This is a genomic window from Streptomyces sp. NPDC012825, assembly GCF_042900925.1.
Lineage (GTDB): Bacteria > Actinomycetota > Actinomycetes > Streptomycetales > Streptomycetaceae > Streptomyces.
The window spans coordinates 196,860-223,142 of record NZ_JBIBBZ010000002.1 but is presented as its reverse complement, the minus strand read 5'-3'; the positions used below and the strand labels follow the sequence as shown (position 1 = coordinate 223,142).

Sequence of the window (26,283 nt, the reverse complement as noted above, 5' to 3'; positions counted from 1 at the left end):
ACAGAACCGCCATGTCGATCGACGTCAACAACGAGTCCGGCACCGAGGTCGACGAGCAGTCGATCCTCGACATCGCCCGCTACGCGCTCGCGCGCATGCGCATCCACCCCCTCTCCGAGCTCTCGGTGATCGTCGTGGACGCGGAGGCGATGGAGCAGCTCCACATCCAGTGGATGGACCTGCCCGGCCCCACGGACGTCATGTCCTTCCCGATGGACGAGCTGCGTCCGCCGGCGAAGGACGAAGCGGAGCCCCCGCAGGGACTCCTCGGCGACATCGTGCTCTGCCCCGAGGTGGCCACCCAGCAGGGCAAGGACGCGCCGACGCAGCACTCCATGGACGAGGAGCTCCAGCTCCTCACCGTCCACGGAGTGCTGCACCTCCTCGGGTACGACCACGAGGAGCCCGACGAGAAGGCCGAGATGTTCGGCCTCCAGGCGGCGATCGTCGACGGCTGGCGCGCGGAGAAGGGCCTGACCGGCCCCTCCCCGGCGCCGACCGTCTCCTGACCCCGATGGACGTTTCGCTGATCCTCGGGGCGGTCGCCCTGGTCGTCGTGGCCTGGCTCGCCGCCTGCGCCGAGGCCGGTCTCGCCCGGATCTCCGCCTTCCGCGCCGCCGAGGCCGTGCGGTCCGGGCGGCGCGGGGCCGAGAAGCTCGCCCGGGTCGCCTCCGACCCGACCCGCTACCTCAACGTGGCGCTGCTGGTCCGCGTCGCCTGCGAGATGGCGGCCGGCGTCCTCGTCACGTACGCCTGCCTGGAGGCCTTCCCGGAGACCTGGGAGGCGCTCCTCGTCGCCATCGCCGTCATGGTCCTCGTCTCGTACGTGGCCGTCGGCGTCTCGCCGCGCACCATCGGCCGCCAGCACCCGCTGAACACGGCGACGGCCGCCGCGTACGTCCTGGTGCCGCTGGCCAGGATCATGGGCCCGATCCCGCAGCTCCTGATCCTCATCGGCAACGCGCTCACCCCCGGCAAGGGCTTCCGCAAGGGCCCCTTCGCCTCCGAGGCCGAGCTGCGGGCCCTGGTCGACCTCGCCGAGCAGGAGTCGCTGATCGAGGACGACGAGCGCCGCATGGTGCACTCCGTCTTCGAGCTGGGCGACACCCTGGTGCGCGAGGTGATGGTGCCCCGCACCGACCTGATCTGCATCGAGCGGTACAAGACCGTCCGCCAGGCCCTCACCCTCGCGCTGCGCTCCGGCTTCTCCCGGATCCCGGTCACCGGCGAGAACGAGGACGACATCGTCGGCATCGTGTACCTGAAGGACCTGGCCCGCCGGACCCACGTCAACCGGGAGTCGGAGTCCGACCTGGTGTCGACCGCGATGCGGCCCGCCGCCTTCGTGCCCGACACCAAGAACGCCGGCGACCTGCTGCGCGAGATGCAGCGGGAGCGCAACCACGTGGCCGTCGTCGTCGACGAGTACGGCGGCACGGCCGGCATCGTCACCATCGAGGACATCCTGGAGGAGATCGTCGGCGAGATCACCGACGAGTACGACCGGGAGCTGCCGCCCGTCCGGGAGCTCGGCGAGGACCGGTACCGGGTCACCGCCCGCCTCGACATCGGCGACCTCGGCGAGCTCTACGGCCTGGGCCCCGACGAGTACGACGACGAGGACGTGGAGACCGTCGGCGGCCTGCTCGCCAAGGCCCTCGGCCGCGTCCCCATCCCGGGCGCGAAGTCCGTCGTGGAGCTGCCCGACGGGCGCTCGCTGCGGCTGACCGCCGAGTCCCCGGCCGGCCGCCGGAACAAGATCGTCACGGTGCTCGTGGAGCCGGTGGAGCCGGTCGGGGCGGAGAAGGAGTCCGAGTGACCCCCGACGAGCTGCGCGCCCTCTGTCTGGAGTTCGGCGACGCGACGGAGGAGTTCCCCTTCGGCCCGGAGACCTCCGTCTTCAAGGTGGCCGGGAAGCTGTTCGCGCTCTCGGCGCTCGACTCCGAGCCGCTGAAGGTCAACCTCAAGTGCGACCCGGACGAGGCCGTGCGGCTCCGCGAGGAGCACCCGGCGATCGCCCCCGGGTACCACATGAACAAGCGGCACTGGAACACCGTGACCGTCGGCGAGCTCCCGGCCCCCACGGTCCGGGAGCTGGTCGAGGACTCGTACGACCTCGTCGTCGCCGGCCTGCCGAAGGCGGTACGGCTCCGTCTCGACCGCCCCTGACCCGGGGCCGGGCCGGGGCCCGACCTATGCTCGGTCCATGACACTCAGCAGCGAGCACGGCGACCTCGGCGCCGAGGACCTCAAGATCATCACCCTCGCGCGGAGCGCGCGGGCCCGCAACGGCGTGGCCGAGGGCGCGGCCGTCCGCGACGAGACCGGCCGGACCTACGTGGCCGGGACCGTGGCCCTCGACTCGCTCCGGCTGAGCGCCCTGCGGACCGCCGTCGCGATGGCGGTGGCCAGCGGTGCCGAGTCCCTGGAGGCGGCGGCCGTCGTGACCACCGCCGAGGCGCCCTCGGACGAGGACCGCGCGGCCGTGCGGGACCTGGGCGGCCCGGAGACCCCGGTCCTGCTCGCGGGCCCGGACGGGCGCCTGCGGCAGGCCGTCACGGCCGGCTGAGGCGCGCCGCCGGCCCCTCCGCACCCACTGGGTGCGTGGCGCGGGCGCTCATCGGGGACAATGGCCCCCATGAGCGCTCGCAACCAAGAAACCGAAGCCGTCCACCGGGCCGGCTTCGCCTGCTTCGTCGGCCGCCCCAACGCGGGCAAGTCCACCCTCACGAACGCTCTGGTCGGCCAGAAGGTGGCCATCACCTCGAACCGGCCGCAGACCACCCGGCACACCGTCCGGGGCATCGTGCACCGCCCCGACGCGCAGCTGATCCTGGTCGACACCCCCGGCCTCCACAAGCCGCGCACCCTCCTGGGCGAGCGGCTCAACGACGTCGTGCGCACCACCTGGGCCGAGGTCGACGTGATCGGCTTCTGCCTGCCCGCCGACCAGAAGCTCGGCCCCGGCGACCGCTTCATCGCCAAGGAACTGGCGGAGATCAGGAAGACGCCCAAGGTCGCGATCGTCACCAAGACCGACCTGGTCGACTCCAAGACGCTCGCCGAGCAGCTCATCGCCGTCGACCAGCTCGGCAAGGAGCTGGGCTTCGAGTGGCAGCAGATCGTCCCCGTCTCGGCCGTCGGCGGCAAGCAGGTCCAGCTCGTCGCGGACCTGCTGATCCCGCTGCTCCCCGAGTCCCCGCCGCTCTACCCGGAGGGCGACCTCACGGACGAGCCCGAACAGGTCATGGTCGCGGAGCTGATCCGCGAGGCCGCGCTCGAAGGCGTACGGGACGAGCTGCCGCACTCCATCGCGGTGGTCGTGGAGGAGATGATCCCCCGCGAGAACCGCCCGGCGGACCGGCCGCTGCTCGACATCCACGCCAACGTGTACATCGAGCGTCCCAGCCAGAAGGGCATCATCATCGGCCCCAAGGGCAGCCGCCTGAAGGAGGTCGGCATGAAGTCCCGCAAGCACATCGAGGCCCTCCTCGGCACCCCGGTCTTCCTCGACCTCCACGTGAAGGTCGCGAAGGACTGGCAGCGGGACCCCAAGCAGCTCAGGAAGCTCGGCTTCTGAAGGCCGTGAGCAGTCACGCGCCTTCCTCGAGGACCCTCGTGACGAGGGTCCTCTGTGCTTCCGTCAGGTTCGGGTCGCCGCAGCGGACCGTGCGGCCGTCGACGGTGATCTCGTACGAGAAGCCGTCCGGGACGCGGGAGCCGTCACCGCCCCCGTCGGCCGCGAGGACCGCTTCTGTCAGGACGGCCCACTCCCCGGCGTCGGGGCGGTCCGCCGTGTCCACCTCCGCCGACCGCTCGATGCCCGCGAAACCGCCCGTGCGCCGCACTCGAATCCGCATGAGCGTTCCTCTACCCCGGCTCAGTCCACCGGCACGCCCACGGCGGCCCAGGACTTGAGGACGGCCTGGATCTCCGCCCCGTCGCCGTACCGGTCCTTCGCGGCCTTCGCCGTCGCCGCCGCGAACTCGGCGAAGCGGGTCTCCGGGGTGAGGGCGCCGCCGGTCATCACGTCGTACCAGATCCGCCCGGCCCGCTCCCAGGCGTTGCCGCCCAGCTCGGTCGCCGCCAGGTAGAAGGCGTGGTTGGGGATGCCGGAGTTGATGTGCACCCCGCCGTTGTCGCCGCTCGTGCGGACGTAGTCGTCCATGTGTGCGGGCTGCGGGTCCTTGCCGAGGACGTCGTCGTCGTACGCCGTGCCCGGGGCCTTCATGGAGCGCAGCGCCCTGCCCCGCACGTCCGGGTGGAAGAGGCCCTCGCCGATGAGCCAGTCCGCCTCCTCGGCGCTCTGCCCGAGGGCGTACTGCTTCACGAGGGAGCCGAAGACGTCCGAGACCGACTCGTTGAGGGCGCCGGACTGGCTGAAGTACTCCAGGTTCGCCGTGTACTGGGTGAAGCCGTGGGCCAGTTCGTGGCCGATGACGTCCACGGGCAGGGTGAAGTCGAGGAAGATCTCGTCGTCGCCGTCCCCGAACACCATCTGCTCGCCGTTCCAGAAGGCGTTGGCGTAGTCCCGGTCGTAGTGGACGGAGGCGGTCAGCGGCAGTCCGGAGCCGTCGATCGAGTCGCGCCCGAAGGCGTTCAGGAAGAGGTCGAAGGTGGCGCCGAGGCCCGCGTACGCGCGGTTCACGGAGGCGTCGCCGGTCGCCTCCCCGCCCTCGTCGCGGACCTTCGCGCCCGGCAGGTCGGTGCCGTGCCGGCAGTCGTGGACGGTGCGGTGCGGCATGGCGGCGGCGCGGGAGGCGGCCGTCGGGGGCGGGGCCGGCCGCGACAGCACCCGGGCGGAGCGGGCCGAGGCGTCCGCGGCCAGGGTGCGGCGGGCGGTGGCCGCCACGGCGGCGTCGGAGGACCGCGCCAGGTGCTCCAGGAGGTGCGGCGGGACGATCGAACAGAAGACAGGCGTGTGTGCGCTCATTCCAGCAATGTGACAGGGCGTGATCGTGCTGTCACCGGGAGAGGCGAAGGATTGGCGAAATGGAGTGATCCGTCACTGTTCGAGTTTGATTCCGCGCGTGTCCCGCATACTGGAACGGGACGTCCGCTCGTACCGTCCCTGGGCTAAGCTGCGGCACATCATGCGTTTCGGGCTGCTTCTCCTTAGCTGCCGCGGCGAGGGCCTGTAGTCGTAGGCCGACCCCCTCCCCGCGGGACCTGGTGTTGCGTTCGACAGTCGGCCGTCCTTCTCCCAGCTGGACCCGAGGAGCCCCACGCAATGTCGCAGTCCCCGTTCATCGGCCGCCCCACGCCCGTCACCAACGAGGCCCCGCTGCAGAAGCCGTCCGGGATGCCGATCCACAAGTACGGCCGGTACGAGGCCGTCGGGATCCCCGACCGCACCTGGCCCGACCGGCGCATCACCCAGGCCCCCCGCTGGCTGTCCACCGACCTGCGCGACGGCAACCAGGCCCTGATCGACCCGATGTCCCCGGCCCGCAAGCGCGAGATGTTCGACCTGCTCGTACGCATGGGCTACAAGGAGATCGAGGTCGGCTTCCCGTCCTCCGGCGAGACCGACTTCGCCTTCGTGCGCTCCATCATCGAAGAGGGCGCGATCCCGGACGACGTCACCATCTCCGTCCTGACCCAGGCCCGCGAGGACCTGATCGAGCGGACCGTGGAGTCCCTGGTCGGAGCGAAGCGGGCCACCGTCCACCTGTACAACGCCACCGCGCCCACCTTCCGCCGGGTCGTCTTCCGCGGTTCGAAGGAGGACATCAAGCAGATCGCCGTGGACGGCACGCGCCTGGTGATGGAGTACGCGGAGAAGCTGCTGGGCCCGGAGACGACCTTCGGCTACCAGTACAGCCCCGAGATCTTCACCGACACCGAGCTGGACTTCGCCCTGGAGGTCTGCGAGGCCGTCTGCGACGTCTGGCAGCCGGGCCCGGGCCGCGAGATCATCCTCAACCTGCCCGCCACCGTGGAGCGTTCGACGCCGTCCACGCACGCGGACCGGTTCGAGTGGATGTCCCGGAACCTGACCCGCCGCGCGTACGTCTGCCTGTCCGCCCACCCGCACAACGACCGCGGCACCGCCGTGGCGGCGGCCGAGCTGGCCGTCATGGCCGGCGCCGACCGCGTCGAGGGCTGCCTGTTCGGCCAGGGCGAGCGCACCGGCAACGTCGACCTGGTGACCCTGGGCATGAACCTGTTCAGCCAGGGCGTCGACCCGCAGATCGACTTCTCGCAGATCGACGAGATCCGCCGCACCAGCGAGTACTGCAACCAGATGGAGGTCCACCCGCGCCACCCCTACGCGGGCGACCTGGTCTACACCGCCTTCTCCGGCTCCCACCAGGACGCCATCAAGAAGGGCTTCGACGCCATGGAGGCCGACGCGGCCGCCCGGGGCAAGACCGTGGACGACATCGAGTGGGCCGTCCCGTACCTGCCGATCGACCCCAAGGACGTCGGCCGCTCCTACGAGGCCGTCATCCGGGTCAACTCGCAGTCCGGCAAGGGCGGCATCGCGTACGTCCTGAAGAACGACCACAAGCTGGACCTGCCCCGCCGGATGCAGATCGAGTTCTCGCGGATCATCCAGCAGAAGACCGACAGCGAGGGCGGCGAGGTCACGCCGGCCGCGATCTGGGCCGTCTTCCAGGACGAGTACCTGCCCAACCCGGACAACGCCTGGGGTCGCATCCAGCTGCGCTCCGGCCAGACCACCTCCGACACGGACGGCACGGACACCCTGACCGTCGAGGCGGTCGTGGACGGCGTCGACACCGTCCTGACCGGCTCCGGCAACGGTCCGATCTCGGCCTTCTTCGCCGCGCTGCAGGCCGTCGGCGTCGACGCCCGCCTGCTGGACTACCAGGAGCACACGATGAGCGAGGGCGCCTCCGCGCAGGCCGCCTCGTACATCGAGTGCGCCATCGACGGCAAGGTCCTGTGGGGCATCGGCATCGACGCCAACACGACCCGCGCCTCCCTGAAGGCGGTCATCTCGGCGGTCAACCGCTCCGCCCGCTGACCTGCCCCGACACCGCTGCCCCGCACCCTCCGGAGGGTGCGGGGCAGTGTCGTGTCCGTACTGAAATGTGAGCCGCGTCACGGTTTTATCCTCAGTTAAGGAAGATCGTCCCGCGATGCCGGAAACCAGGTCGTATGAGGTGGGTTGACGGAAGATCGTCGAATGGCGGATGGTCGGCGCATCCCCCCCACGGACACCCCCCACATGCCCCTCCACCCCTCCCCGACCTGGAGTTTCGCATGCGCACGACCTCTGCCGTGGCCACCGTTCTCGCCGTGACCGGCGCCGCCCTCGGCTGGGCCCCCGCCGCTTCCGCCGCCACCGCCGGGGAGTGCGTGACGAACCCGCTCGGCACGGCGGGCCTGTACGCCGAGTTCGTCGAGAAGGACTCCGTGCGCCACTCGGACTCCGAGGGCGCGGTCGCGGTCGGCGGCGACGCGTACTTCGGCGACCCGGCGAAGCCCTCGGGCTTCTCCGTCGGCAGCCGCCTGACCGCCGCCGACCTCGCGAAGCTGCCCGGCGGCCACAGCGTCGTCGTCGGCGGCACCCTGTACGCCAACAACGTCGTCCTCGACAAGGGCACCGGCGTCGCGGGCGAGGTCGTCGACCGCTCCACCCCCGGCCAGGGCTTCGGCGTCGACGGCGACAAGGTGAAGACCGGCGCCTCCCCGGTCGACTTCGGCAAGGAGTTCACGGAGCTGCGCAGGCTCTCCGCCGGCTGGGCGGGCGTCGAGCCCAACGGCGAGGTCTCCGCCGACCCGAGCGGACAGGGCGTCTTCCTCACCGGCACCGACGCGAAGCTGAACGTCTTCGCCGTGAGCGCCTCCGACCTGGAGAAGGCCGGCGCGATATCGCTCAAGGTCCCGGCCGGCTCCTCCACCCTCGTCAACGTGCTCGGCGGCTCGTACGACATGCACGCCAAGCCGACGTACGGCGTGTGGATCTGGGACGAGAAGGCCGACGGCTTCGTGCAGGACGACTACGACTCGGGCAGCGACGCCTTCAAGCAGGTCCGCTCCCGGCTGCTGTGGAACTTCCCGCAGGCCGAGACCGTCAAGAAGAACTACTCCTCCTGGCCCGGCACGATCCTCGCCCCCAACGCCGCCGTCTCCATGGGGGGCGCGGGCTACGGCCCCGGCCACGTCAACGGCTCCGTCGTCGCCGAGTCCCTGACGACCGTCCCCGGCGCCGAGACCCACCGGATGAACTTCACCGGCTGCCTGCCGGGCGGGACCACCCCCGGCCCGGTCGTCACCCCCGAGCCCCCGAAGCCGACCGAGACCCCCGTCCCCACCCCGACGGCCACCACCACCCCCACGGCCCCCGCGACGACCCCGGGCACCCCCGCGGAGACGCCGTCCACCACCGCCCCCGCCACCCCCTCGGGGACGCCGTCCACCACCGCACCTGCCGGCACCCCGGAGGAGACCCCCACCACCCCGGCTCCGTCCGCCACTCCGGAGGGTGATCTCGCGACGACCGGTTCGTCCGTCGGACCCGGCGTCATCGGCGCCGCGGCCGCCGCCGTCCTCGCCGGCGGAGGCCTCCTGGCCTTCGCGAAGCGCCGCCGCCGCGCCTCCTGAGGCCCTCCCCGGGGCCTTCGTGAAGTCTTCGCGAAGTCTTTCGAACGGTGACGTGTCTCGGCCATCTCCACGGTGATCTGACGACGGGGTGCTGACGCCACATCAAGGATGTGGCTAACATCACGCCCACGCCGGCAGTGCTGCCGGGGCGTCGAGGAGGTGCGTATGCGGTCTGCCCGGAATTCACGTGGTGGGAAAGTGGGCATCTGCGGGATCCGCACCTCCTGGAACACCGTGGGGGACGGCGAGTTCTTCTGCGAGGAGTGCGGGGGCGACCGCAACTACCGGCGGCGCACCGGCCGCCGCAGGTTCGCCGTCCTGGGCGTCCCCGTCCTGCCCCGGGGCTGTACGGGCCCCGTCGTCGAGTGCGCGGCCTGTCACACGCACTTCGGTACGGAGGTGCTCGACCGCCCGACGACCAGCCGTTTCTCCGCGATGCTGCGGGACGGCGTGCACACCGTCGCCCTGGCCGTCCTCGCGGCCGGCGGCACCGACTCCCGCGCCGTCCTGGACCGGGCCGTCAGCGCGGTCCGGTCCGCCGGTTTCGCGGAGTGCACGGCCGTCCAGCTCGTCGACCTCGTCGAGGCCCTGGAGGCCGACACGGGGCGCTTCATGCCCGAGGTGAACCCGGAGGGCACGCTCCTCGCGATCGAGCTCCACGAGGCCCTGGAGCCGCTCTCCCCGCACCTGGCTTCCTCCGGCCGGGAGTCGATCCTCGTCCAGGCCGCCCGGATCGCCCTCGCCGACGGCCCGTACAGCCCGGCCGAGATGGAGGTCCTCGGCACCGTCGGCACCGCGCTCTCGCTGCCCCCGGACGACACCGTCCGGCTGCTCACCTCCGCGCGGACCGTCTCCTGAGGCCGGGAGCGGCCGGGGGAAACGACTCCGCGAGGACCCGGATCCCCTCCGGGCCCTCGCGGTCGACGTACCGGAGCGACGACTACTCGATCGCGCCGCTCGCGCGCAGCATGTCCTCGCGCTCCACGATCTTCACGCGCTCGCGGCCCTGCGGCTCGCCGAGCGCCTTCTCTGCGGCGTCGAGGGCGTACCAGCCCTCCCACGTCGTGTACGTGACGCCCCTGCCCTCCAGGAAGGCCACGACCGCGTCCGTCTCCGGGGCGGCCGGGTCGAGCAGGCGCCCGTTCGCGAAGTCGTCCAGGAGGTTCGCCACGGTCTCGTTGGCGTCACCCTTGGTGTGGCCGATGAGGCCGACCGGGCCGCGCCGGATCCAGCCGGTGACGTAGGTCGACGCCAGGTGCTCGCCGTTCTCCTGGACGACCCGTCCGCCCCGGTCCGGGACGGTGCCGCTGACGGCGTCCCACGGGAGCTTGGGCAGCTCGTCCGAGAGGTAGCCGACCGCGCGGTAGACGGCCTGGACGTCCCAGTCGGTGGTCTTCCCGGTGCCCTTGACGTTGCCCGTGCCGTCCAGCTCGGTGCGCTCGGTGCGCAGGCCGACGACCTTGCCGTCCTCGCCGAGGACCTCGACCGGGGACTCGAAGAAGTGCAGGAAGAGCTTGTGCGGGCGCTCGCCGACGTCGCGGATCGCCCAGTTCTCCAGGGTCTTCGCGACCATGTCGGTCTGCTTGTTCTTGCGGCGGTCCGCGATCGAGCCCTCGTCGTAGTCGATGTCCTCGGGGTTGACGATGACCTCGATGGTGGGGGAGTGGTCCAGCTCGCGCAGCTCCATGGGGCTGAACTTCGCCTGCGCCGGGCCGCGACGGCCGAAGACGTGGACTTCCAGGGCCTTGTTGGCCTTCAGGCCCTCGTAGACGTTGGCCGGGATCTCGGTCGGCAGCAGCTCGTCCGCCGTCTTCGCCAGGATGCGGGCGATGTCGAGGGCCACGTTGCCGACGCCGAGGACGGCGACCTTCTCGGCCGACAGGTCCCAGGTGCGCGGGACGTCCGGGTGGCCGTCGTACCAGGAGGCGAAGTCGGCGGCGCCGAGGCAGCCGTCCAGCTCCACGCCGGGGATCCTCAGCTCGCGGTCCGCCATGGCGCCGGTCGAGAAGACCACGGCGTCGTAGAAGGAGCGCAGGTCGTCCAGGTGCACGTCGGTGCCGTAGTCGACGTTGCCGAACAGGCGGACCTGCGGCTTGTCGAGGACCTGGTGGAGCGCGGTGATGATGCCCTTGATGCGCGGGTGGTCGGGGGCGACGCCGTAGCGGATGAGGCCGAAGGGCGCCGGCATCCGCTCGAAGATGTCGATCGACACGCCCGGCTCGGCGGCGGCCTCGGACTTCAGCAGCGCATCGGCGGCGTAGATTCCGGCGGGGCCGGCGCCGACGATCGCGACCCGGAGGGGGCGGGGCATGACTGGGTTCCCTTCGCAGCGACATGGCGGCGGAGCCGCCGACACTTAGGTCACCCTAAATAATGCACGGCCCGGAGCGGTACCCCGCCCCTGTCTATGAGGTCATAAGTCCACCTTATGACTTCCATAAGTGTGACTAGGTGGAGCCGTCGAGCGCCGTGGGGTCGAGGACCGTCAGGACGACGTTCTCGGGGCCCCGGGGGTCGTAGCTGACCTTGACGGCCGTACCGCCCGGCCAGGTGGACACGCTGCGGACCAGGCCCGCCGGGTCCGCGACGCCCCCGGAGACGACCGCGAGCAGGGCGGACGGGTCCCCGAGGACGCAGACGAGCACGCACGCGACGAGGACCACGCCGAGCAGGCCGTACGGCCCCCGCTTGATGATCCGCGTACGGCCGGCTCAGGAGCGGTGCGTCGCCGTCGAGCTGGAGCTAGGTCTTCTTCGCGCCCTGGACGACGGGTATGGACGGGGCCGTCGTCATCTCCGCACGCCCGCGACGAAGGCGGTCCAGGCGGCGGCGGGGACGACGAGGACGGGGCCGGGGTTCTTGCTGTCCCGGACGGGGACGACACCGGGGACGTCGTCCAGGACCTCGACGCAGTCGCCGCCCTCGCCGTTGCTGTAGCTGCTCTTGCGCCAAGAGGCGTCCGTGAAGTCGTACGAGACTTCGACGCAGTCGCCGCCGGACCCGTTGCTGTAGGAGCTCTTGAACCAGTTGGCGTTGGTCAGGTCGTACTCGCGCATCGTCTGTAGTCCTCCGCCGCCGACTCGATCCGTGCGAGGGACGCCTCCGGCGACAGCGTGGCGACCCTGAGCAGATCGTAGGTGTGCTGTGCCTGCTTCACCACCGCCGGATCGTCGAGGAGCGTCCCCGAAAACTCCGTCTCCGTATAGGCCGTTGGCGGCTGGTCCGCGAACTCCATGAGCTTGAGCGTGCCGGTCATGTGCGCGTGTGCGCCGACCTCGCGCGGCAGGACGGTCACCAGCACCCATCGGTTCCGGATCAGGGCTGCGATGTGGTCTAGCTGTTCCGCCATGGTCGCCGGACCGCCTACTGGGGTGAGGATCGCGTTCTCGTGCAGGATCACCCAATACTCGGGCCGTGTAGTGCCCTCCAGGATCTGGGCCCGGTCCAGTCGAGAGGTGACCTTCTCCTCGACGTACGCCTCTGCCGCGAAGGGGTGAACCGCCAGCGTCACCGCCCGCGCGTACGCCCCCGTCTGCATCAGACCCGGCACGACCGTCGGCGCGAACTCGCAGATCTTCGTCGCCACGGCCTCCAGCTCCGCGACCGCGTGGAAATAGGACGCGTACGGCGACTTGTCGATGAGCTTTCGCCATGTTCGTTCGAAAATACCGCCGGTTTGTAGGACCTCGTCGATTCGTTTCGCGACGTCCAGCTGTGGTTTTCGAATTCCCTGCTCGAACAGGCCGATGTAGGCGCCCGAGACGAACACCCGTCCGGCCAGTTCACCCTGGGAGAGCCCCGCCCCCTCCCGGCGCTCCTTCAGGAGTTCCCCGAAGAACTCCCACACGTCCTGTCGCTTGCCTCTGGCCATGGCTTAACTCCCCTGCCCTACCCCGCAGTTGTACGGCGTGCGCAACTGTCGATTCTACGGATCGGGGGCCATCCTGGAGAGGCGAAGCGAGAAATGGATTCAGAAAGGCATACGTTGGTGAAGGAAGACATCACGAAGGCGTCCACGGGGACGGTCGGAGTCGCACAAGAGGCGGTGGCGGAATTGCGCGAGGCGCTCGCGAGGGCGGGAATCACCCTTCCCTCGCTCGGCCTCGACGTCGTCACCCTCGCCGCCGATCCCCCGAGGCCGCTCGTGGAATTGGGATGCTGCACGGTGGAAACGGCCCGGCTCCTCGCCGCCGCCGTACTGCCGAGGGAGGAGAGTCGATCGTGACGCTGCCCATCGGGTCGTACGTCGTCGAGATCCGCACCGGACGGGTCGGAAGGCTCATGGGGCGCGAGGGGCCCTACGTCCAGATCCGCCCGCTGGGCGGCGGGCGCGAGTGGGACGTGGACCCGGAGGGGGTGCGGGAGGCCACCTCGGCCGAGCGGCTGAGCGCCGCCACCGCGCACGTCAACGCCCGCAGCCGGGGCGAGGTGCCTTGAGCGGCGGCGGGGCCCCGTAGCCCTCCCGTACGGCACCGGCGCCCGGCCCCGGGCCCGGCTGTCGGCGCCGTACGGGAGAATGGGCCGCATGAGTCTGTTCCGCGACGACGGCATCGTGCTGCGCACCCAGAAGCTGGGTGAAGCGGACCGCATCATCACGATCCTCACGCGCGGTCACGGGCGCGTACGCGCCGTGGCGCGGGGCGTGCGGCGCACGAAGTCGAAGTTCGGGGCCCGGCTCGAACCCTTCTCCCACGTGGACGTGCAGTTCTTCGCCCGGGGGAGCGAGCTGATCGGGCGCGGCCTGCCGCTCTGCACGCAGAGCGAGACCATCGCCGCGTACGGCGGCGGGATCGTCACCGACTACGCCCGCTACACCGCCGGCACGGCCATGCTGGAGACGGCCGAGCGGTTCACCGACCACGAGGGCGAGCCGGCCGTCCAGCAGTACCTGCTGCTCGTCGGGGGCCTTCGGACCCTCGCCCGGGGCGAGCACGCCCCCCACCTGATCCTGGACGCCTTCCTGCTGCGCTCCCTCGCCGTGAACGGCTACGCGCCGAGCTTCGGGGACTGCGCCAGATGCGGACTCCCGGGGCCGAACCGGTTCTTCTCGGTCGCGGCGGGCGGAGTCATATGCGGCGACTGCCGGGTGCCCGGAAGCGTCGTACCCTCTGCTGAGGCCATCGGCCTGCTCAGCGCGCTGCTCACCGGCGACTGGGCGACGGCGGACGCGTGCGAGCCGCGTCACGTCAGGGAGGGCAGCGGGCTCGTCTCCGCCTACCTGCACTGGCACCTGGAGCGCGGCCTGCGCTCGCTGCGATACGTAGAGAAGACCTAGGTAGGAGACCCATCGCCATGGCCATCGCACGACGCGGAATCCTCGGGCGGCAGCGCCGGGAGTACAAGCTCCCCGAGCCGCACCCGTCCGGCGCCCGCCCGCCGAAGCTTCCGGCCGAGCTGGTGCCGAACCACGTGGCCTGCGTGATGGACGGGAACGGCCGCTGGGCCAAGGAGCGCGGTCTGCCGCGCACCGAGGGCCACAAGGTCGGCGAGGGCGTCGTCCTGGACGTGCTCAAGGGCTGCCTGGAGATGGGCGTCAAGAACCTCTCCCTCTACGCCTTCTCCACCGAGAACTGGAAGCGCTCGCCCGACGAGGTCCGCTTCCTCATGAACTTCAACCGGGACGTCATCCGCCGCCGCCGCGACGAGATGGACGAACTGGGCATCCGCATCCGCTGGGTCGGCCGCATGCCCAAGATGTGGAAGTCGGTCGTCCAGGAGCTCCAGATCGCCCAGGAGCAGACCGTCGGCAACGACGCCATGACCCTGTACTTCTGCGTCAACTACGGCGGTCGCGCCGAGGTCGCGGACGCGGCGCAGGCCATCGCCCGGGACGTGGCGGCCGGGAAGCTGGACCCGTCGAAGGTCAACGAGAAGACCTTCCAGAAGTACCTGTACTACCCGGACATGCCGGACGTGGACCTCTTCCTGCGCCCGAGCGGCGAGCAGCGCACCTCGAACTACCTCATCTGGCAGAGCAGCTACGCCGAGATGATCTTCCAGGATGTGCTGTGGCCGGACTTCGACCGCCGCGACCTGTGGCGCGCCTGCGTCGAGTACGCCTCCCGCGACCGGCGCTTCGGCGGCGTCGACCCGGCCGACATGGCCGTCCTCGACAAGGGCTGAGGCGCGGTGACGGGGGAGGGGGGACGGATGGAGCTGGCCTACTCGGCCGACTTCGGCGAGGTGCACGAGGCGGTACGGGCCCGGCTGCGGGCCACCCGCTGGTGGCCGCTGCTGCGGTGGAGCGCGTACGGGGCCTGCGTGCTCACCGTCCTCGTCTCCGTCCTGGCCCTGCTGCCGCCCGCCCCGGAGCCCGGCACGGCGGTCCTGCTGGTCGCCCTCGGAGCGGTGGCCGTGACGTGTGCCGAGCTGGTCCCGTGGGCGACCGCCCGGAGCCTCTACCGGCTGATCGGCGCCCAGGGCGAGGCGAGGGCCGTCGTGGACGAGGACGGGGGGCGCTGGACCTCCCGGGACACCGAGACCACGATCCGGTGGGCCCTGCTCCCCCGGTACGTGGAGACGCCCCGGCTCTTCGTCCTCTTCACCGACCGCACGTCCGGCACCGGCTTCGCCTACCTGCCCAAGCGGGGCCTCGCCGACGCGGCCGACGCCGACCGGCTGCGGGCGCTCCTGGACCGCCACGCCGCGCGGGCGTGACGTACGGGTACGGCATGCGCGAGGGCCCGCACCGGAACCGTCCGGTGCGGGCCCTCCCGCGTACTCCACGTATGTCAGGTCACTTCTCGGCGCACTCCGCGCACGTGCCGAAGATCTCCACCGTGTGCGCCACGTTCACGAAGCCGTGCTCCGCGGCGACGGCCTCGGCCCACTGCTCCACCATCGGGCCCTCCACCTCCACGGCCTTGCCGCAGAGGCGGCAGACCAGGTGGTGGTGGTGGTCGCCGGTCGAGCAGCGCCGGTAGACCGTCTCGCCGTCGCTGGTGCGCAGCGCGTCGACCTCGCCCGCGTCCGCGAGGGACTGGAGCGTGCGGTAGACGGTGGTGAGGCCGACCGAGTCGCCGCGGTGCTTGAGCATGTCGTGCAGCTCCTGGGCGCTGCGGAACTCGTCCACCTCGTTCAGTGCCGCCGACACGGCGGCCCGCTGCTTGGTCGAGCGGCCGCGTACGGGGGGTCCTGCCGTCACCACGGGGGCCTCCTTGGATGCTTGTCTGCCCCCGCCATTCTGCCAGCCCCCCGCGCCCCCGGAACCGGACGTGGCTCACACCTTCGCGTCGTCGCCCGGCCGCCTCCCGGCCGGAACCCGTACGTCGCAGGCCGCCGGGTCCGCCGCGTCCGGCTCCGCCGCCCGCGCCCGCCGCCGCGCGAGCGGCGTGGCGAGCAGCGTGAGCAGGACGAAGACCCCGATCGCGTACAGCACGATCGTCGCGCCGGGCGGGGCCTCCACGTAGTACGTGGTGATCGTGCCCGACAGGGACACGACGACGCCGATGAGGACGGCGCCGAGGAACGTGGCCCGGAACGAGCGGGTCAGCTGCTGGGCAGCCGCGACCGGGACCACCATGAGCGCGCTGACCAGGAGCAGGCCCACGACCCGCATGGCGACGGTGACGGTGACCGCGGCCGTGACGGCGATCAGCAGGTTCAGGGCGCGCACCGGCAGGCCGGTGACCCGGGCGAACTCCTCGTCCTGGCTGACCGCGAAGAGCCTGCGGCGCAGGCCGACCGTGACCAGGACCACGAAGGCCGCCAGGATCGAGATCGCGGTGATGTCCTCCGGCGAGACGGTGGTGAGCGAGCCGAAGAGGTACGAGGTGAGGTTGGCGTTCGAGCCGGTCGGCGAGAGGTTGATCAGCAGGACGCCGCCCGCCATGCCGCCGTAGAAGAGCAGCGCGAGCGCCAGGTCGCCGCGGGTCTTGCCGTACGCCCGGATCAGCTCCATCGCGACCGAGCCGGCGACGGCGACGAGGGTCGCCATCCAGACCGGGCTGGAGTTCAGCAGGAAGCCCAGGCCGACACCGGTCATGGCGACGTGGCCGATGCCGTCGCCCATCAGCGCCTGGCGGCGCTGGACGAGGTAGACGCCGACGGCGGGGGCGGTGACGCCGACCAGGAGGGCGGCGATCAGCGCCCGCTGCATGAAGGCGGGTTCGAGGAATTCCATGATCAGCTCAGCAGTCCCGTGCGGAGCGGCTCGCCGGCCGCGTGCGGATGTACGTGGTCGTGGCCGGGCAGGGCGTGCTGCCCGACGGCCTCGGGCGGCGGGCCGTCGTGGACGACGCAGCCGTCGCGCAGGACCACGGCCCGGTCGATCAGCGGCTCCAGGGGGCCCAGCTCGTGCAGGACGAGGAGGACGGTGGCGCCGCCCGCGACCTGCTCGCGCAGGGTCGCGGCCAGGATCTCCTGGCTGGCGAGGTCCACGCCCGCCATCGGCTCGTCCATGATCAGGAGCTCGGGCTCGGAGGCCAGCGCGCGGGCGATCAGGACCCGCTGGTGCTGGCCACCGGAGAGGGCGTCCACGGAGTCCCCGGCGCGGTCGGCGAGGCCGACGAGGGAGACGGCCCGCTCGACGGCGGCCCGGTCGGCCTTGGAGAGCCGGCCGAACCGGCGGCGGGAGAGGCGGCCCGAGGTGACGACCTCGCGGACGGTGGCGGGGACGCCGCTCGCGGCGGTGGTGCGCTGCGGCACGTACCCGACGCGGGCCCAGTCGCGGAACCGCTTCTGCCCGGTGCCGAACAGCTCGATCGTGCCGCTGGTCAGCGGCACCTGGCCGATGACGGAGCGGACGGCGGTGGACTTGCCGGAGCCGTTGGCGCCGAGCAGCGCGACGACCTCACCGCGGTGGACGGTGAGGTCGACGCCCCGGAGGACGGGCCGGGCGCCGAGGGCCGCCGTGGCCCCGCGGACGGAGATGACGGGTGCTGCTGCGGGTTCCCGGTCCATGGGCCGTACCTCCTGCTGTGCTGTGGTCACTTGGCGCCGAGGGCCTTCTTCAGCGCGGTGAGGTTGGAACGCATGACCTCGACGTAGTCGCTGCCCCGGGACTTGTCCGTGATGCCCTCCAGCGGGTCGAGCACGTCGGTCTTCAGACCGGTGTCGCCCGCGAGGGTCTTCGCGGTCCTGTCGCTCGCCAGGGTCTCGAAGAAGACCGTGGAGACCTTCTCCTCGGCCGCGATCTCCTGGAGCTCCTTCATGCGGGCGGGGCTCGGCTCGGACTCGGGGTCGATGCCGGAGATGCCCTCCTGGTCCAGGTGGTAGCGCTCGGCGAGGTAGCCGAAGGCGGAGTGGGTGGTGATGAAGGTGCGGGTCGCGGTGTTCTTCAGGCCCGTCTCGAACTCGGCGTTCAGGTCGCCGAGCTTCTTCACCAGGGCGTCGGTGTTCTTCCTGTAGTCGGCCGCGTGGTCCGGGTCGGCCTTCGCGAAGGCGCTGCCGACGCCCTTGGCGACCTCGGCGTACTTCACGGGGTCGAGCCAGACGTGGGGGTCGGCGCCGGCCTCGGAGCCGTGGTCGTGGCCCTCTTCCCCGGCGTGCTCGCCTTCTTCGGCGTGCTCGTCGCCGTGGTCGTGGCCGACCTCGGTGCCGTGCGCCTCCAGCTTCGTGAGCGTGGTGGCGTCGACCGTGTTCTTCACGCCGGCCTGGGCGATGGCCTCGTCGACGGCGGGCTGGACGCCCTTGAGGTAGAGGATGACGTCGGCCTCGCCGAGCGCGCCGATCTGCTTCGGCTTGAGCTCCAGGTCGTGCGGCTCGACGCCGGGCTTCGTGAGCGTCTCGACGGCGACGTGGCCGCCGCCCACCTGCTCGGCCAGGTACTGCATCGGATAGAACGAGGTCACCACGTCCAGCTTGCCGCCCTTCCCCCCGTCGGCGGCGTCGGAGGTCCCGGCGCACGCGGAGAGGGAGACGAGGCCGAGCGCGACGGCTCCGGCGAGGGCGGTGGTGGGTATCGGGCGACGTACGTTCATGACACTCATTTTCAACAAAATTGGAAACGGTTGTCAATTGCCTTGCGTGTGGTCCGGCCCACGTGACGCCCCGGCGGCCCTCGTACCCTCCTCATCCGGAACCGATTTGATGCGGAGGGTGCGGGCGCCGGTAACCTGTGGCATTCGCACTTCGTCGTCGTAATGAAGAGAGCACCGTGGCCGCCGACAAGATCGACACCATCGTCAGCCTGAGCAAGCGCCGTGGCTTCGTTTTTCCCTGCAGTGAGATCTACGGCGGTCAGCGCGCCGCCTGGGACTACGGGCACCTGGGCGTCGAGCTCAAGGAGAACATCAAGCGCCAGTGGTGGCGTTACATGGTCACCTCGCGCGAGGACGTCGTCGGCATCGACTCGTCGGTCATCCTGGCCACCGAGGTCTGGGAGGCCTCCGGTCACGTCGCGACCTTCACCGACCCGCTGACCGAGTGCACCTCCTGTCACAAGCGCTTCCGCGCCGACCACCTGGAGGAGGCGTACGAGGAGAAGCACGGCCGTCTCCCCGAGAACGGCCTCGCCGACCTCAACTGCCCCAACTGCGGCAACAAGGGCACCTTCACCGAGCCGAAGAACTTCTCGGGTCTGCTCTCCACCCACCTCGGCCCGACCCAGGACAGCGGCTCCGTCGCGTACCTGCGCCCCGAGACCGCCCAGGGCATCTTCACCAACTTCGCCCAGGTGCAGACGACCGCGCGCAAGAAGCCCCCGTTCGGCATCGCGCAGATGGGCAAGTCCTTCCGGAACGAGATCACTCCGGGCAACTTCATCTTCCGCACCCGCGAGTTCGAGCAGATGGAGATGGAGTTCTTCGTCAAGCCGGGCGAGGACGAGCAGTGGCAGGAGTACTGGATGCAGCAGCGCTGGAACTGGTACACCGGCCTGGGCCTGCGCGAGGAGAACATGCGCTGGTTCGAGCACCCGCAGGAGAAGCTCTCCCACTACTCCAAGCGCACCGCCGACATCGAGTACCGCTTCTCCTTCGGCGGCAGCGAGTGGGGCGAGCTGGAGGGCGTCGCGAACCGCACGGACTACGACCTGAGCGCCCACTCCAAGGCCTCCGGCGCCAGCCTGACCTACCTGGACCAGGAGTCCAACGAGCGCTACACGCCGTACGTCATCGAGCCGGCGGCCGGTGTCGGCCGCACGATGCTGGCGTTCCTCCTCGACGCGTACACCGAGGACGAGGCCCCCAACGCCAAGGGCGTCATGGAGAAGCGCGTCGTGATGCGCTTCGACCACCGCCTGGCCCCGGTCAAGGCCGCGGTCCTGCCGCTCTCCCGCAACCCGCAGCTCTCCCCGAAGGCCAAGGGGCTGGCGGCGGACCTGCGCCAGAACTGGAACATCGAGTTCGACGACGCCGGCGCCATCGGCCGCCGCTACCGCCGCCAGGACGAGATCGGCACCCCGTACTGCATCACCGTCGACTTCGACACCCTCGAGGACAACGCGGTGACCGTGCGCGAGCGCGACACCATGAAGCAGGAGCGCGTCTCCCTCGACCAGATCCAGGGCTACCTGGGCAGCCGCCTCCTCGGCTGCTGAGCCGTAGCACCGCCGTACGGCGAAGCCCCCGGTTCCGGAACGACGGAGCCGGGGGCTTCGCCGTGTGCGAGCGGCGTCCGCCTCAGCAGGGGGCGGAGGCCTCAGGAGGCCTTCGCCCCCGCCCGGGGCCGATCCTCGGCGTGCTCCTCCGACCCCAGGCGGCGGGCCGTGCGCTCCGCCGTGCGACGGGCCCACGGTCCGCTGGTCAGCGCCCCGACCGCCAGGACGGCGAGGCCGCACCCCGTGATGATCCAGTAGGCGGGGCGGGCCGCCGCCACGAACGCGTCCGGGTCCGGCACCGTCCCGGCCCCCGCCGCCAGGACCGCGCCGATCACCGCCACCCCCAGCGTCTGGCCCACCTGGCGGCTCGTCGAGGCCACCGCCGACGCCACCCCGGCCTGCGCGCGGGGCATCCCGGAGACGGCGGTGTCGGTGATCGGCGCGTTCACCAGGCCGAAGCCGATGCCGAAGACCACGTACCCCGCGAAGAGCAGCGGATCGCTCGTCTCCGCCTCGAAGGCCGCGAAGAGCAGCGGCCCGGCCGCCATCCCCGTCCCCGCGAGCAGCAGCGGGACGCGCGGCCCGCGCGCCCCCGTCAGGCGCCCCGAGAGCGGCGCGCAGACCAGGGTCATGCCGGCCATCGGCAGCATGTACAGGCCGGCGTGGAGGGCGGACAGACCGCGCACGTCCTGGAGGTAGAGCGTGTTCAGGAAGAGGAACCCGCCGAGGGCCGCGAAGGCGCACACCGCGATCACGGTCGCCCCGCCGAACGGCGCGCTGTGGAAGAAGCGCAGGTCGATGAGGGGATCGCGGCGCCTCGGCTCGTACCGCAGCAGTCCGGCGAGCGCCACGGCCGCGATCCCGGCGAAGAGCGGGTCGGACTCGATGATCGCGTACGTGAGGGAGGCGAGGAGCGCCGCCACCAGGAACTGCCCGACGGGGTCGGGGCGCCGGGGCCGGGGCGCGCGGGACTCGGGGACGTACCGCAGGGTCAGGAGCAGGGCCGCGAGGGCGACCGGCAGGTTCACCCAGAAGATCGCCCGCCAGCCCACCGACTCCACGAGCAGGCCGCCGACCAGCGGGCCCGCCGCCATGGAGACGCCGACGACCCCGCCCCAGACCCCGATGGCACGCGCGCGTGCCGCCGGTTCCGTGAAGGTGTTGGTGATGATCGACATGGCGACCGGGTTCAGCATCGACCCGCCGACCGCCTGCACGGCCCGGAAGGCGACCAGGGCCTCCAGGCTCGGCGCGAGGGAGCAGAGCAGCGAGCCGAGCGCGAAGACGACGAGGCCGGTCACGAAGACCTTGCGGCGGCCGATCCGGTCGGCCGTGGAGCCCGCGAGCATCAGCAGGGAGGCGAGGACCAAGGTGTAGGCGTCGATCGTCCACTGCATGCCGGAGACGGAGGCGCCGAGGTCGCGCCGCATGGCGGGCAGGGCGACGTTGAGCGCGGTGTTGTCCAGGCTGACGATCAGCAGGCTCATGCAGCAGATCGCCAGGACGAGGAACTGTCGCCGACGGGGGAGCCGCTCCGGAACGGCCCGCCGGGATGTGAGGTCGGGCATGTTCGGATAGTACGACTAACTAATGACCGTCGTCGTACGCGACAATGGGCGGATGACCGCGTTCACCCCCCTCGCCATCGGGCCGCACCTCGTGCAGCCCCCGGTGGTGCTCGCCCCCATGGCCGGCATCACCAACGCTCCCTTCCGCACCCTCTGCCGCGAGTATTCGGGCGGCAAGGGTCTGTTCGTGAGCGAGATGATCACGACGCGCGCCCTGGTCGAGCGCAACGAGAAGACGATGCAGCTCATCCGGTTCGACGAGACGGAGAAGCCGCGCTCGATCCAGCTCTACGGGGTGGACCCGGTGACGGTCGGCAAGGCCGTGCGGATGATCGTCGACGAGGACCTGGCCGACCACATCGACCTGAACTTCGGCTGCCCGGTCCCCAAGGTGACCCGGAAGGGCGGCGGCTCGGCCCTGCCCTACAAGCGGCCGCTGCTGCGGGCGATCCTGCACGAGGCCGTGACCAACGCGGGCGACCTGCCGGTCACGATGAAGATGCGCAAGGGCATCGACGACGACCACATCACCTTCCTCGACGCGGGCCGGATCGCGGTCGAGGAGGGCGTCACGGCGATCGCCCTGCACGGACGGACGGCGGCCCAGCACTACGGCGGCACGGCCGACTGGGACGCCATCGCGCGCCTCAAGGAGCACGTGCCGGAGATCCCGGTCCTCGGCAACGGCGACATCTGGTCGGCCGACGACGCCCTGCGGATGATGCGCGAGACCGGCTGCGACGGCGTGGTCGTCGGGCGCGGCTGCCTGGGCCGGCCGTGGCTCTTCGGGGACCTCGTGGCGGGCTTCGAGGGCACGGGCTCGTACGCGCAGCCGGGGCTGCGGGAGGTCGCGGACGCGATGGTGCGCCATGCCCGGCTGCTCGGTGAGTGGCTCGGCGACGAGGCACGCGGTGTCATCGACTTCCGCAAGCACGTCGCCTGGTACCTGAAGGGCTTCGCGGTCGGCTCGGAGATGCGCAAGAAGCTGGCGATCACCTCCTCCCTGGACGAGCTGTCCGCTCAGTTGAGCGAGCTCGACCTGGACCAGCCGTGGCCCGTCGGCGCGGACGGTCCTCGGGGCCGTACGTCCGGAAACAACCGAGTCGTCCTGCCGGACGGCTGGTTGAAGGACCCGTACGACTGTTCCGGTGTGAGCGAGGACGCGGAGCTGGACACGTCCGGCGGCTGAGATCCGGCCTTTTCCGGGGAGTGATCCTCACCACCCTTGAGGGGGTGGGTGCTCACATGAGCAGGTTACGAACGACTGCATCGCCTGAAGGGTGGCACGGGGTGCCACCCTTTTTGCGTTCACAGGTTGAACGCAAAAGTCGCGATGATCGCTCATGTGAGCGTCTTGCCTCTGTTTTCGGTCATCGCGTCTTCGGGCCCTGAAAGCGGAAGCTACTGGTCGGTTACTTTCGAAGCGCTGGCGGACGGGTGGTTAAGACCAGCTGACCGCTAGGCGTACCTCCCTAGAAGCCTTCGATCTGGGTATGTTCCTCGCCGTCAGGGCAGCCAACCGAGTCGTCGAGGAGTCGTGGCCCGTGTCGGAAAACAATGATCAGAAGTTCGTCTACGACTTCACCGAGGGCAACAGGGACCTGAAGGACCTGCTCGGTGGCAAGGGCGCGAACCTGGCCGAGATGACCAACCTCGGTCTGCCGGTCCCCCCCGGCTTCACGATCACCACCGAGGCGTGCAAGGTCTACCTCGAGAGCGGCTCGGAGCCGGCCGCGCTCCGCGACGAGGTCAGCGCGCACCTCGACGCCCTGGAGCGGAAGATGGGCAAGAAGCTCGGCCAGGCCGACGACCCGCTGCTCGTCTCCGTCCGCTCCGGCGCCAAGTTCTCCATGCCGGGCATGATGGACACCGTCCTCAACATCGGCCTCTCCGACGAGTCCGTCGTGGGCCTCGCGCGGCAGGCCGACAACGAGCGCTTCGCGTGGGACTCGTACCGCCGCCTCATCCAGATGTTCGGCAAGACCGTCCTGGACGTGGACGGCGAGCTCTTCGAGGACGCCCTCGACGAGGTCAAGGCCGCCAAGAAGGTCGCCAGCGACACCGACCTCGACGCCGCCGACCTCAAGAAGGTCGTCAAGCAGTTCAAGAAGATCGTGAAGGCCCAGACCGGCCGCGACTTCCCGCAGGACCCGCGCGAGCAGATGGACCTCGCCATCGAGGCCGTCTTCAACTCCTGGAACACGGACCGCGCCAAGCTCTACCGCCGCCAGGAGCGCATCCCGGGCGACCTCGGCACCGCCGTCAACGTCTGCTCGATGGTCTTCGGCAACCTCGGCCCGGACTCCGGCACCGGCGTCGCCTTCACCCGCGACCCCGCCTCCGGCCACCAGGGCGTCTACGGCGACTACCTCCAGAACGCGCAGGGCGAGGACGTCGTCGCCGGCATCCGCAACACGGTGCCGCTGGCCGACCTGGAGTCGATCGACAAGACGTCGTACGACCAGCTCATGCAGATCATGGAGACCCTGGAGACCCACTACAAGGATCTCTGCGACATCGAGTTCACCATCGAGCGCGGCCAGCTCTGGATGCTCCAGACCCGGGTCGGCAAGCGCACCGCCGGTGCCGCCTTCCGCATCGCCACCCAGCTCGTGGACCAGGGCCTGATCGACGAGGCCGAGGCGCTCCAGCGCGTCAACGGCGCCCAGCTCGCCCAGCTGATGTTCCCCAAGTTCGACGAGAACGCCAAGGTCGAGCAGATCGGGCGCGGCATCGCCGCCTCCCCGGGCGCCGCCGTCGGCAAGGCCGTCTTCGACTCGTACACGGCCGTCAAGTGGTCCCGCTCCGGCGAGAAGGTCATCCTGATCCGCCGCGAGACCAACCCCGACGACCTGGACGGCATGATCGCCGCCGAGGGCATCCTCACCTCCCGCGGCGGCAAGACCTCGCACGCCGCCGTCGTCGCCCGCGGCATGGGCAAGACCTGTGTCTGCGGCGCCGAGGAGCTGGAGGTCGACACCAAGCGCCGCCGGATGACCACCTCCGACGGCCAGGTCGTCGAGGAGGGCGACGTCGTCTCCATCGACGGCTCCACCGGCAAGGTCTACCTCGGCGAGGTGCCCGTCGTGCCGTCCCCGGTCGTCGAGTACTTCGAGGGCCGGATGCACGCCGGCGCCGACGACGCCGACGAGCTGGTCGCCGCCGTGCACCGGATCATGGCCTACGCCGACCGCGTCCGCCGCCTGCGGGTCCGCGCCAACGCCGACAACGCCGAGGACGCCTCGCGCGCCCGCCGCTTCGGCGCCCAGGGCATCGGCCTGTGCCGCACCGAGCACATGTTCCTCGGCGAGCGCCGCCAGTACGTCGAGCGCCTGATCCTCGCGGACACGGACGCCGAGCGCGAGGACGCCCTCAAGGCCCTCCTGCCGCTCCAGAAGCAGGACTTCGTGGAGCTCTTCGAGGCCATGGACGGGCTGCCCGTCACGGTCCGGCTGCTCGACCCGCCGCTGCACGAGTTCCTGCCCGACATCACCGAGCTGTCGGTCCGCGTCGCCCTCGCCGAGTCCCGCAAGGAGCCGCACGAGAACGACCTGCGCCTGCTCCAGGCCGTGCACCGGCTGCACGAGCAGAACCCGATGCTGGGCCTGCGCGGCGTCCGCCTCGGCCTGGTCATCCCCGGCCTGTTCACCATGCAGGTCCGGGCCATCGCGGAGGCCGCGGCCCAGCGGATCGACGCCAAGGGCGACCCGCGCGCCGAGATCATGATCCCGCTCGTCGGCACCGTCCAGGAGCTGGAGATCGTCCGCGAGGAGGCCGAGCAGGTCATCGAGGAGGTCCGGGCGCAGACCGGCGTCGACCTGAGGCTCGCGCTCGGCACCATGATCGAGCTGCCGCGCGCCGCCGTCACCGCCGGACAGATCGCCGAGGCCGCCGAGTTCTTCTCCTTCGGCACCAACGACCTGACGCAGACGGTGTGGGGCTTCTCCCGCGACGACGTGGAGGCGAGCTTCTTCACGGCGTACCTGGAGAAGGGCATCTTCGGCGTCAGCCCCTTCGAGACCATCGACAAGGACGGCGTGGGCGCCCTGGTCCGCAGCGCCGTCGAGGCCGGCCGCGCCACCCGTCCCGACATCAAGCTGGGCGTCTGCGGCGAGCACGGCGGCGACCCGGAGTCGGTGCACTTCTTCCACGAGGTGGGCCTCGACTACGTCTCCTGCTCGCCCTTCCGGATCCCGGTGGCGCGTCTGGAGGCGGGCCGCGCGGCGGCCGGGTCCAAGGGCAGCGACAGCCGCTGAGGCGGTACGGCCCGCTCCTGAACCCCGGTTCAGGAGCCGGCCCGGATCCCTGCTGAACCCCCGTTCAGCAGGGATCCACCGAACCCCCGGGGCCGCCGCCGGTCCACTTCAGCACCCTCACCGGCGGGCGGCGGCCCCGGATTCACAGGGACGGGACGGACACCTTTGTGCGGAGGTGTCCGTCCCGTCGTGTTTCTCCCGGGGGTCCGGCCGCTCATTTCGCCCGGCCGTCGATCAGATGTGGATTCATGTTCAATTAAGGCCGTTTGAATTATTGGCCGTTGAACTTTTCCGTTTCCGCGCCGCAAAGAACGGGACGGGCGCGACCTCCGGATCCCCACCCGGAGGCCGCGCCCTTTACCGATGCCGGGCAGGTGAGCCGCAACCCTCGCCGACCGCCGCC

At 70.8% G+C, this 26,283-nt stretch carries 27 protein-coding genes; 16 read left to right on the top strand and 11 right to left on the bottom strand.

Features of this window, described 5'->3' with window-relative positions:
* Positions 1-11: 11 nt before the first annotated feature.
* From ybeY to era, 5 genes are read left to right on the top strand one after another with little or no spacing between them, the layout of a single operon-like run.
* Positions 12-509 carry an rRNA maturation RNase YbeY gene (gene ybeY / locus ACFY7E_RS06620; protein ID WP_389481500.1) on the top strand — a complete coding sequence of 166 codons (498 nt, stop codon included), beginning with the start codon at positions 12-14 and terminating at the stop codon, positions 507-509.
* Between the two features lie 5 nt (positions 510-514).
* Positions 515-1,819: a hemolysin family protein gene (locus ACFY7E_RS06615; RefSeq protein WP_383438353.1), complete on the top strand. Its 1,305-nt coding sequence runs from the start codon at positions 515-517 to the stop codon at positions 1,817-1,819.
* Complete coding sequence (locus ACFY7E_RS06610; protein ID WP_389481497.1) at positions 1,816-2,169, top strand: MmcQ/YjbR family DNA-binding protein; 354 nt, start codon at positions 1,816-1,818, stop codon at positions 2,167-2,169. The genes ACFY7E_RS06615 and ACFY7E_RS06610 overlap by 4 nt, the downstream gene beginning before the upstream one ends.
* Positions 2,170-2,206: 37 nt before the next feature.
* Positions 2,207-2,569 (top strand): cytidine deaminase, encoded by a 363-nt coding sequence (locus ACFY7E_RS06605; RefSeq protein ID WP_383438359.1) that lies wholly within the window; start codon positions 2,207-2,209, stop codon positions 2,567-2,569.
* Positions 2,570-2,629: 60 nt separating this feature from the next.
* Positions 2,630-3,580, top strand: coding sequence for a GTPase Era (gene era / locus ACFY7E_RS06600; RefSeq protein WP_383438361.1), 951 nt, complete (start codon positions 2,630-2,632; stop codon positions 3,578-3,580).
* A gap of 13 nt (positions 3,581-3,593) precedes the next feature.
* On the opposite strand, the gene ACFY7E_RS06595 is transcribed toward era, so the two are convergent.
* Both ACFY7E_RS06595 and ACFY7E_RS06590 read right to left on the bottom strand, forming a co-directional pair.
* Positions 3,594-3,860, bottom strand: a complete 267-nt coding sequence (locus tag ACFY7E_RS06595) for a protealysin inhibitor emfourin (RefSeq protein WP_389481494.1) — start codon at positions 3,858-3,860, stop codon at positions 3,594-3,596.
* Between the two features lie 20 nt (positions 3,861-3,880).
* Complete coding sequence (locus ACFY7E_RS06590) at positions 3,881-4,933, bottom strand: M4 family metallopeptidase (protein ID WP_389481492.1); 1,053 nt, start codon at positions 4,931-4,933, stop codon at positions 3,881-3,883.
* A 297-nt stretch (positions 4,934-5,230) separates the two neighbouring features.
* On the opposite strand from ACFY7E_RS06590, the gene leuA reads away from it, so the two are divergent.
* The 3 genes from leuA (at position 5,231) to ACFY7E_RS06575 (ending at position 9,435) form a co-directional block, all read left to right on the top strand.
* The gene (gene leuA / locus ACFY7E_RS06585; protein WP_389481490.1) at positions 5,231-6,994 is read left to right on the top strand and encodes a 2-isopropylmalate synthase; all 1,764 of its coding nucleotides are present in this window, start codon (positions 5,231-5,233) and stop codon (positions 6,992-6,994) included.
* 239 nt (positions 6,995-7,233) lie between these two features.
* Entirely contained in the window at positions 7,234-8,577 is a 1,344-nt protein-coding gene (locus ACFY7E_RS06580; protein ID WP_389481488.1) for a choice-of-anchor A family protein, read from the top strand.
* A 165-nt stretch (positions 8,578-8,742) separates the two neighbouring features.
* Positions 8,743-9,435 (top strand): TerB family tellurite resistance protein, encoded by a 693-nt coding sequence (locus tag ACFY7E_RS06575; RefSeq protein ID WP_389481486.1) that lies wholly within the window; start codon positions 8,743-8,745, stop codon positions 9,433-9,435.
* An 82-nt stretch (positions 9,436-9,517) separates the two neighbouring features.
* Here ACFY7E_RS06575 and ACFY7E_RS06570 read toward each other — a convergent pair whose 3' ends face one another.
* The 4 genes from ACFY7E_RS06570 to ACFY7E_RS06555 all read right to left on the bottom strand — a co-directional run bounded on the left by ACFY7E_RS06570 (position 9,518) and on the right by ACFY7E_RS06555 (position 12,448).
* The gene (locus tag ACFY7E_RS06570; protein ID WP_389481484.1) at positions 9,518-10,888 is read right to left on the bottom strand and encodes an FAD-dependent oxidoreductase; all 1,371 of its coding nucleotides are present in this window, start codon (positions 10,886-10,888) and stop codon (positions 9,518-9,520) included.
* A gap of 136 nt (positions 10,889-11,024) precedes the next feature.
* On the bottom strand, positions 11,025-11,240 hold the full coding sequence (locus tag ACFY7E_RS06565) for a hypothetical protein (protein WP_389481482.1): 216 nt from the start codon (positions 11,238-11,240) through the stop codon (positions 11,025-11,027).
* Between the two features lie 126 nt (positions 11,241-11,366).
* The gene (locus ACFY7E_RS06560; RefSeq protein ID WP_389481480.1) at positions 11,367-11,633 is read right to left on the bottom strand and encodes a DUF397 domain-containing protein; all 267 of its coding nucleotides are present in this window, start codon (positions 11,631-11,633) and stop codon (positions 11,367-11,369) included.
* Positions 11,615-12,448 (bottom strand): Scr1 family TA system antitoxin-like transcriptional regulator, encoded by an 834-nt coding sequence (locus ACFY7E_RS06555; RefSeq protein WP_389481477.1) that lies wholly within the window; start codon positions 12,446-12,448, stop codon positions 11,615-11,617. Before ACFY7E_RS06555 ends, ACFY7E_RS06560 begins: the two co-directional genes overlap by 19 nt.
* A 117-nt stretch (positions 12,449-12,565) precedes the next feature.
* Here ACFY7E_RS06555 and ACFY7E_RS06550 point away from each other — a divergent pair, with 117 nt between their 5' ends.
* From ACFY7E_RS06550 to ACFY7E_RS06530, 5 genes are all read left to right on the top strand, one after another.
* Entirely contained in the window at positions 12,566-12,802 is a 237-nt protein-coding gene (locus ACFY7E_RS06550; RefSeq protein WP_383438389.1) for a hypothetical protein, read from the top strand.
* A complete protein-coding gene (locus ACFY7E_RS06545) occupies positions 12,799-13,014 on the top strand; it encodes a hypothetical protein (protein ID WP_389482248.1) in 216 nt (71 codons plus the stop codon). Before ACFY7E_RS06550 ends, ACFY7E_RS06545 begins: the two co-directional genes overlap by 4 nt.
* 88 nt (positions 13,015-13,102) lie before the next feature.
* Positions 13,103-13,852, top strand: coding sequence for a DNA repair protein RecO (gene recO / locus ACFY7E_RS06540; protein ID WP_389481475.1), 750 nt, complete (start codon positions 13,103-13,105; stop codon positions 13,850-13,852).
* Between the two features lie 23 nt (positions 13,853-13,875).
* Entirely contained in the window at positions 13,876-14,700 is an 825-nt protein-coding gene (locus ACFY7E_RS06535) for an isoprenyl transferase (RefSeq protein WP_109186119.1), read from the top strand.
* A gap of 27 nt (positions 14,701-14,727) precedes the next feature.
* Positions 14,728-15,234 (top strand): YcxB family protein, encoded by a 507-nt coding sequence (locus ACFY7E_RS06530; RefSeq protein WP_389481473.1) that lies wholly within the window; start codon positions 14,728-14,730, stop codon positions 15,232-15,234.
* A 79-nt stretch (positions 15,235-15,313) separates the two neighbouring features.
* Here the strand turns inward: ACFY7E_RS06530 and ACFY7E_RS06525 are convergent, their stop codons facing one another.
* The 4 genes from ACFY7E_RS06525 to ACFY7E_RS06510 form a co-directional block, all read right to left on the bottom strand.
* The gene (locus tag ACFY7E_RS06525; protein ID WP_383438398.1) at positions 15,314-15,724 is read right to left on the bottom strand and encodes a Fur family transcriptional regulator; all 411 of its coding nucleotides are present in this window, start codon (positions 15,722-15,724) and stop codon (positions 15,314-15,316) included.
* A gap of 72 nt (positions 15,725-15,796) precedes the next feature.
* Positions 15,797-16,699 carry a metal ABC transporter permease gene (locus tag ACFY7E_RS06520; protein WP_389481471.1) on the bottom strand — a complete coding sequence of 301 codons (903 nt, stop codon included), beginning with the start codon at positions 16,697-16,699 and terminating at the stop codon, positions 15,797-15,799.
* 2 nt (positions 16,700-16,701) lie between these two features.
* Positions 16,702-17,478 carry a metal ABC transporter ATP-binding protein gene (locus ACFY7E_RS06515; RefSeq protein ID WP_389481469.1) on the bottom strand — a complete coding sequence of 259 codons (777 nt, stop codon included), beginning with the start codon at positions 17,476-17,478 and terminating at the stop codon, positions 16,702-16,704.
* Positions 17,479-17,504: 26 nt separating this feature from the next.
* Complete coding sequence (locus tag ACFY7E_RS06510; protein ID WP_389481467.1) at positions 17,505-18,497, bottom strand: metal ABC transporter substrate-binding protein; 993 nt, start codon at positions 18,495-18,497, stop codon at positions 17,505-17,507.
* A gap of 176 nt (positions 18,498-18,673) precedes the next feature.
* Between ACFY7E_RS06510 and ACFY7E_RS06505 the strand changes: the two genes are divergently transcribed.
* Complete coding sequence (locus ACFY7E_RS06505) at positions 18,674-20,056, top strand: glycine--tRNA ligase (protein ID WP_389481465.1); 1,383 nt, start codon at positions 18,674-18,676, stop codon at positions 20,054-20,056.
* Between the two features lie 101 nt (positions 20,057-20,157).
* Here ACFY7E_RS06505 and ACFY7E_RS06500 read toward each other — a convergent pair whose 3' ends face one another.
* Entirely contained in the window at positions 20,158-21,624 is a 1,467-nt protein-coding gene (locus tag ACFY7E_RS06500) for an MFS transporter (protein WP_389481463.1), read from the bottom strand.
* A 52-nt stretch (positions 21,625-21,676) separates the two neighbouring features.
* Here ACFY7E_RS06500 and dusB point away from each other — a divergent pair, with 52 nt between their 5' ends.
* On the top strand, positions 21,677-22,813 hold the full coding sequence (gene dusB / locus ACFY7E_RS06495; RefSeq protein ID WP_389481459.1) for a tRNA dihydrouridine synthase DusB: 1,137 nt from the start codon (positions 21,677-21,679) through the stop codon (positions 22,811-22,813).
* 355 nt (positions 22,814-23,168) lie between these two features.
* Complete coding sequence (ppdK, locus tag ACFY7E_RS06490) at positions 23,169-25,880, top strand: pyruvate, phosphate dikinase (protein WP_389481457.1); 2,712 nt, start codon at positions 23,169-23,171, stop codon at positions 25,878-25,880.
* Positions 25,881-26,283: the final 403 nt, after the last annotated feature.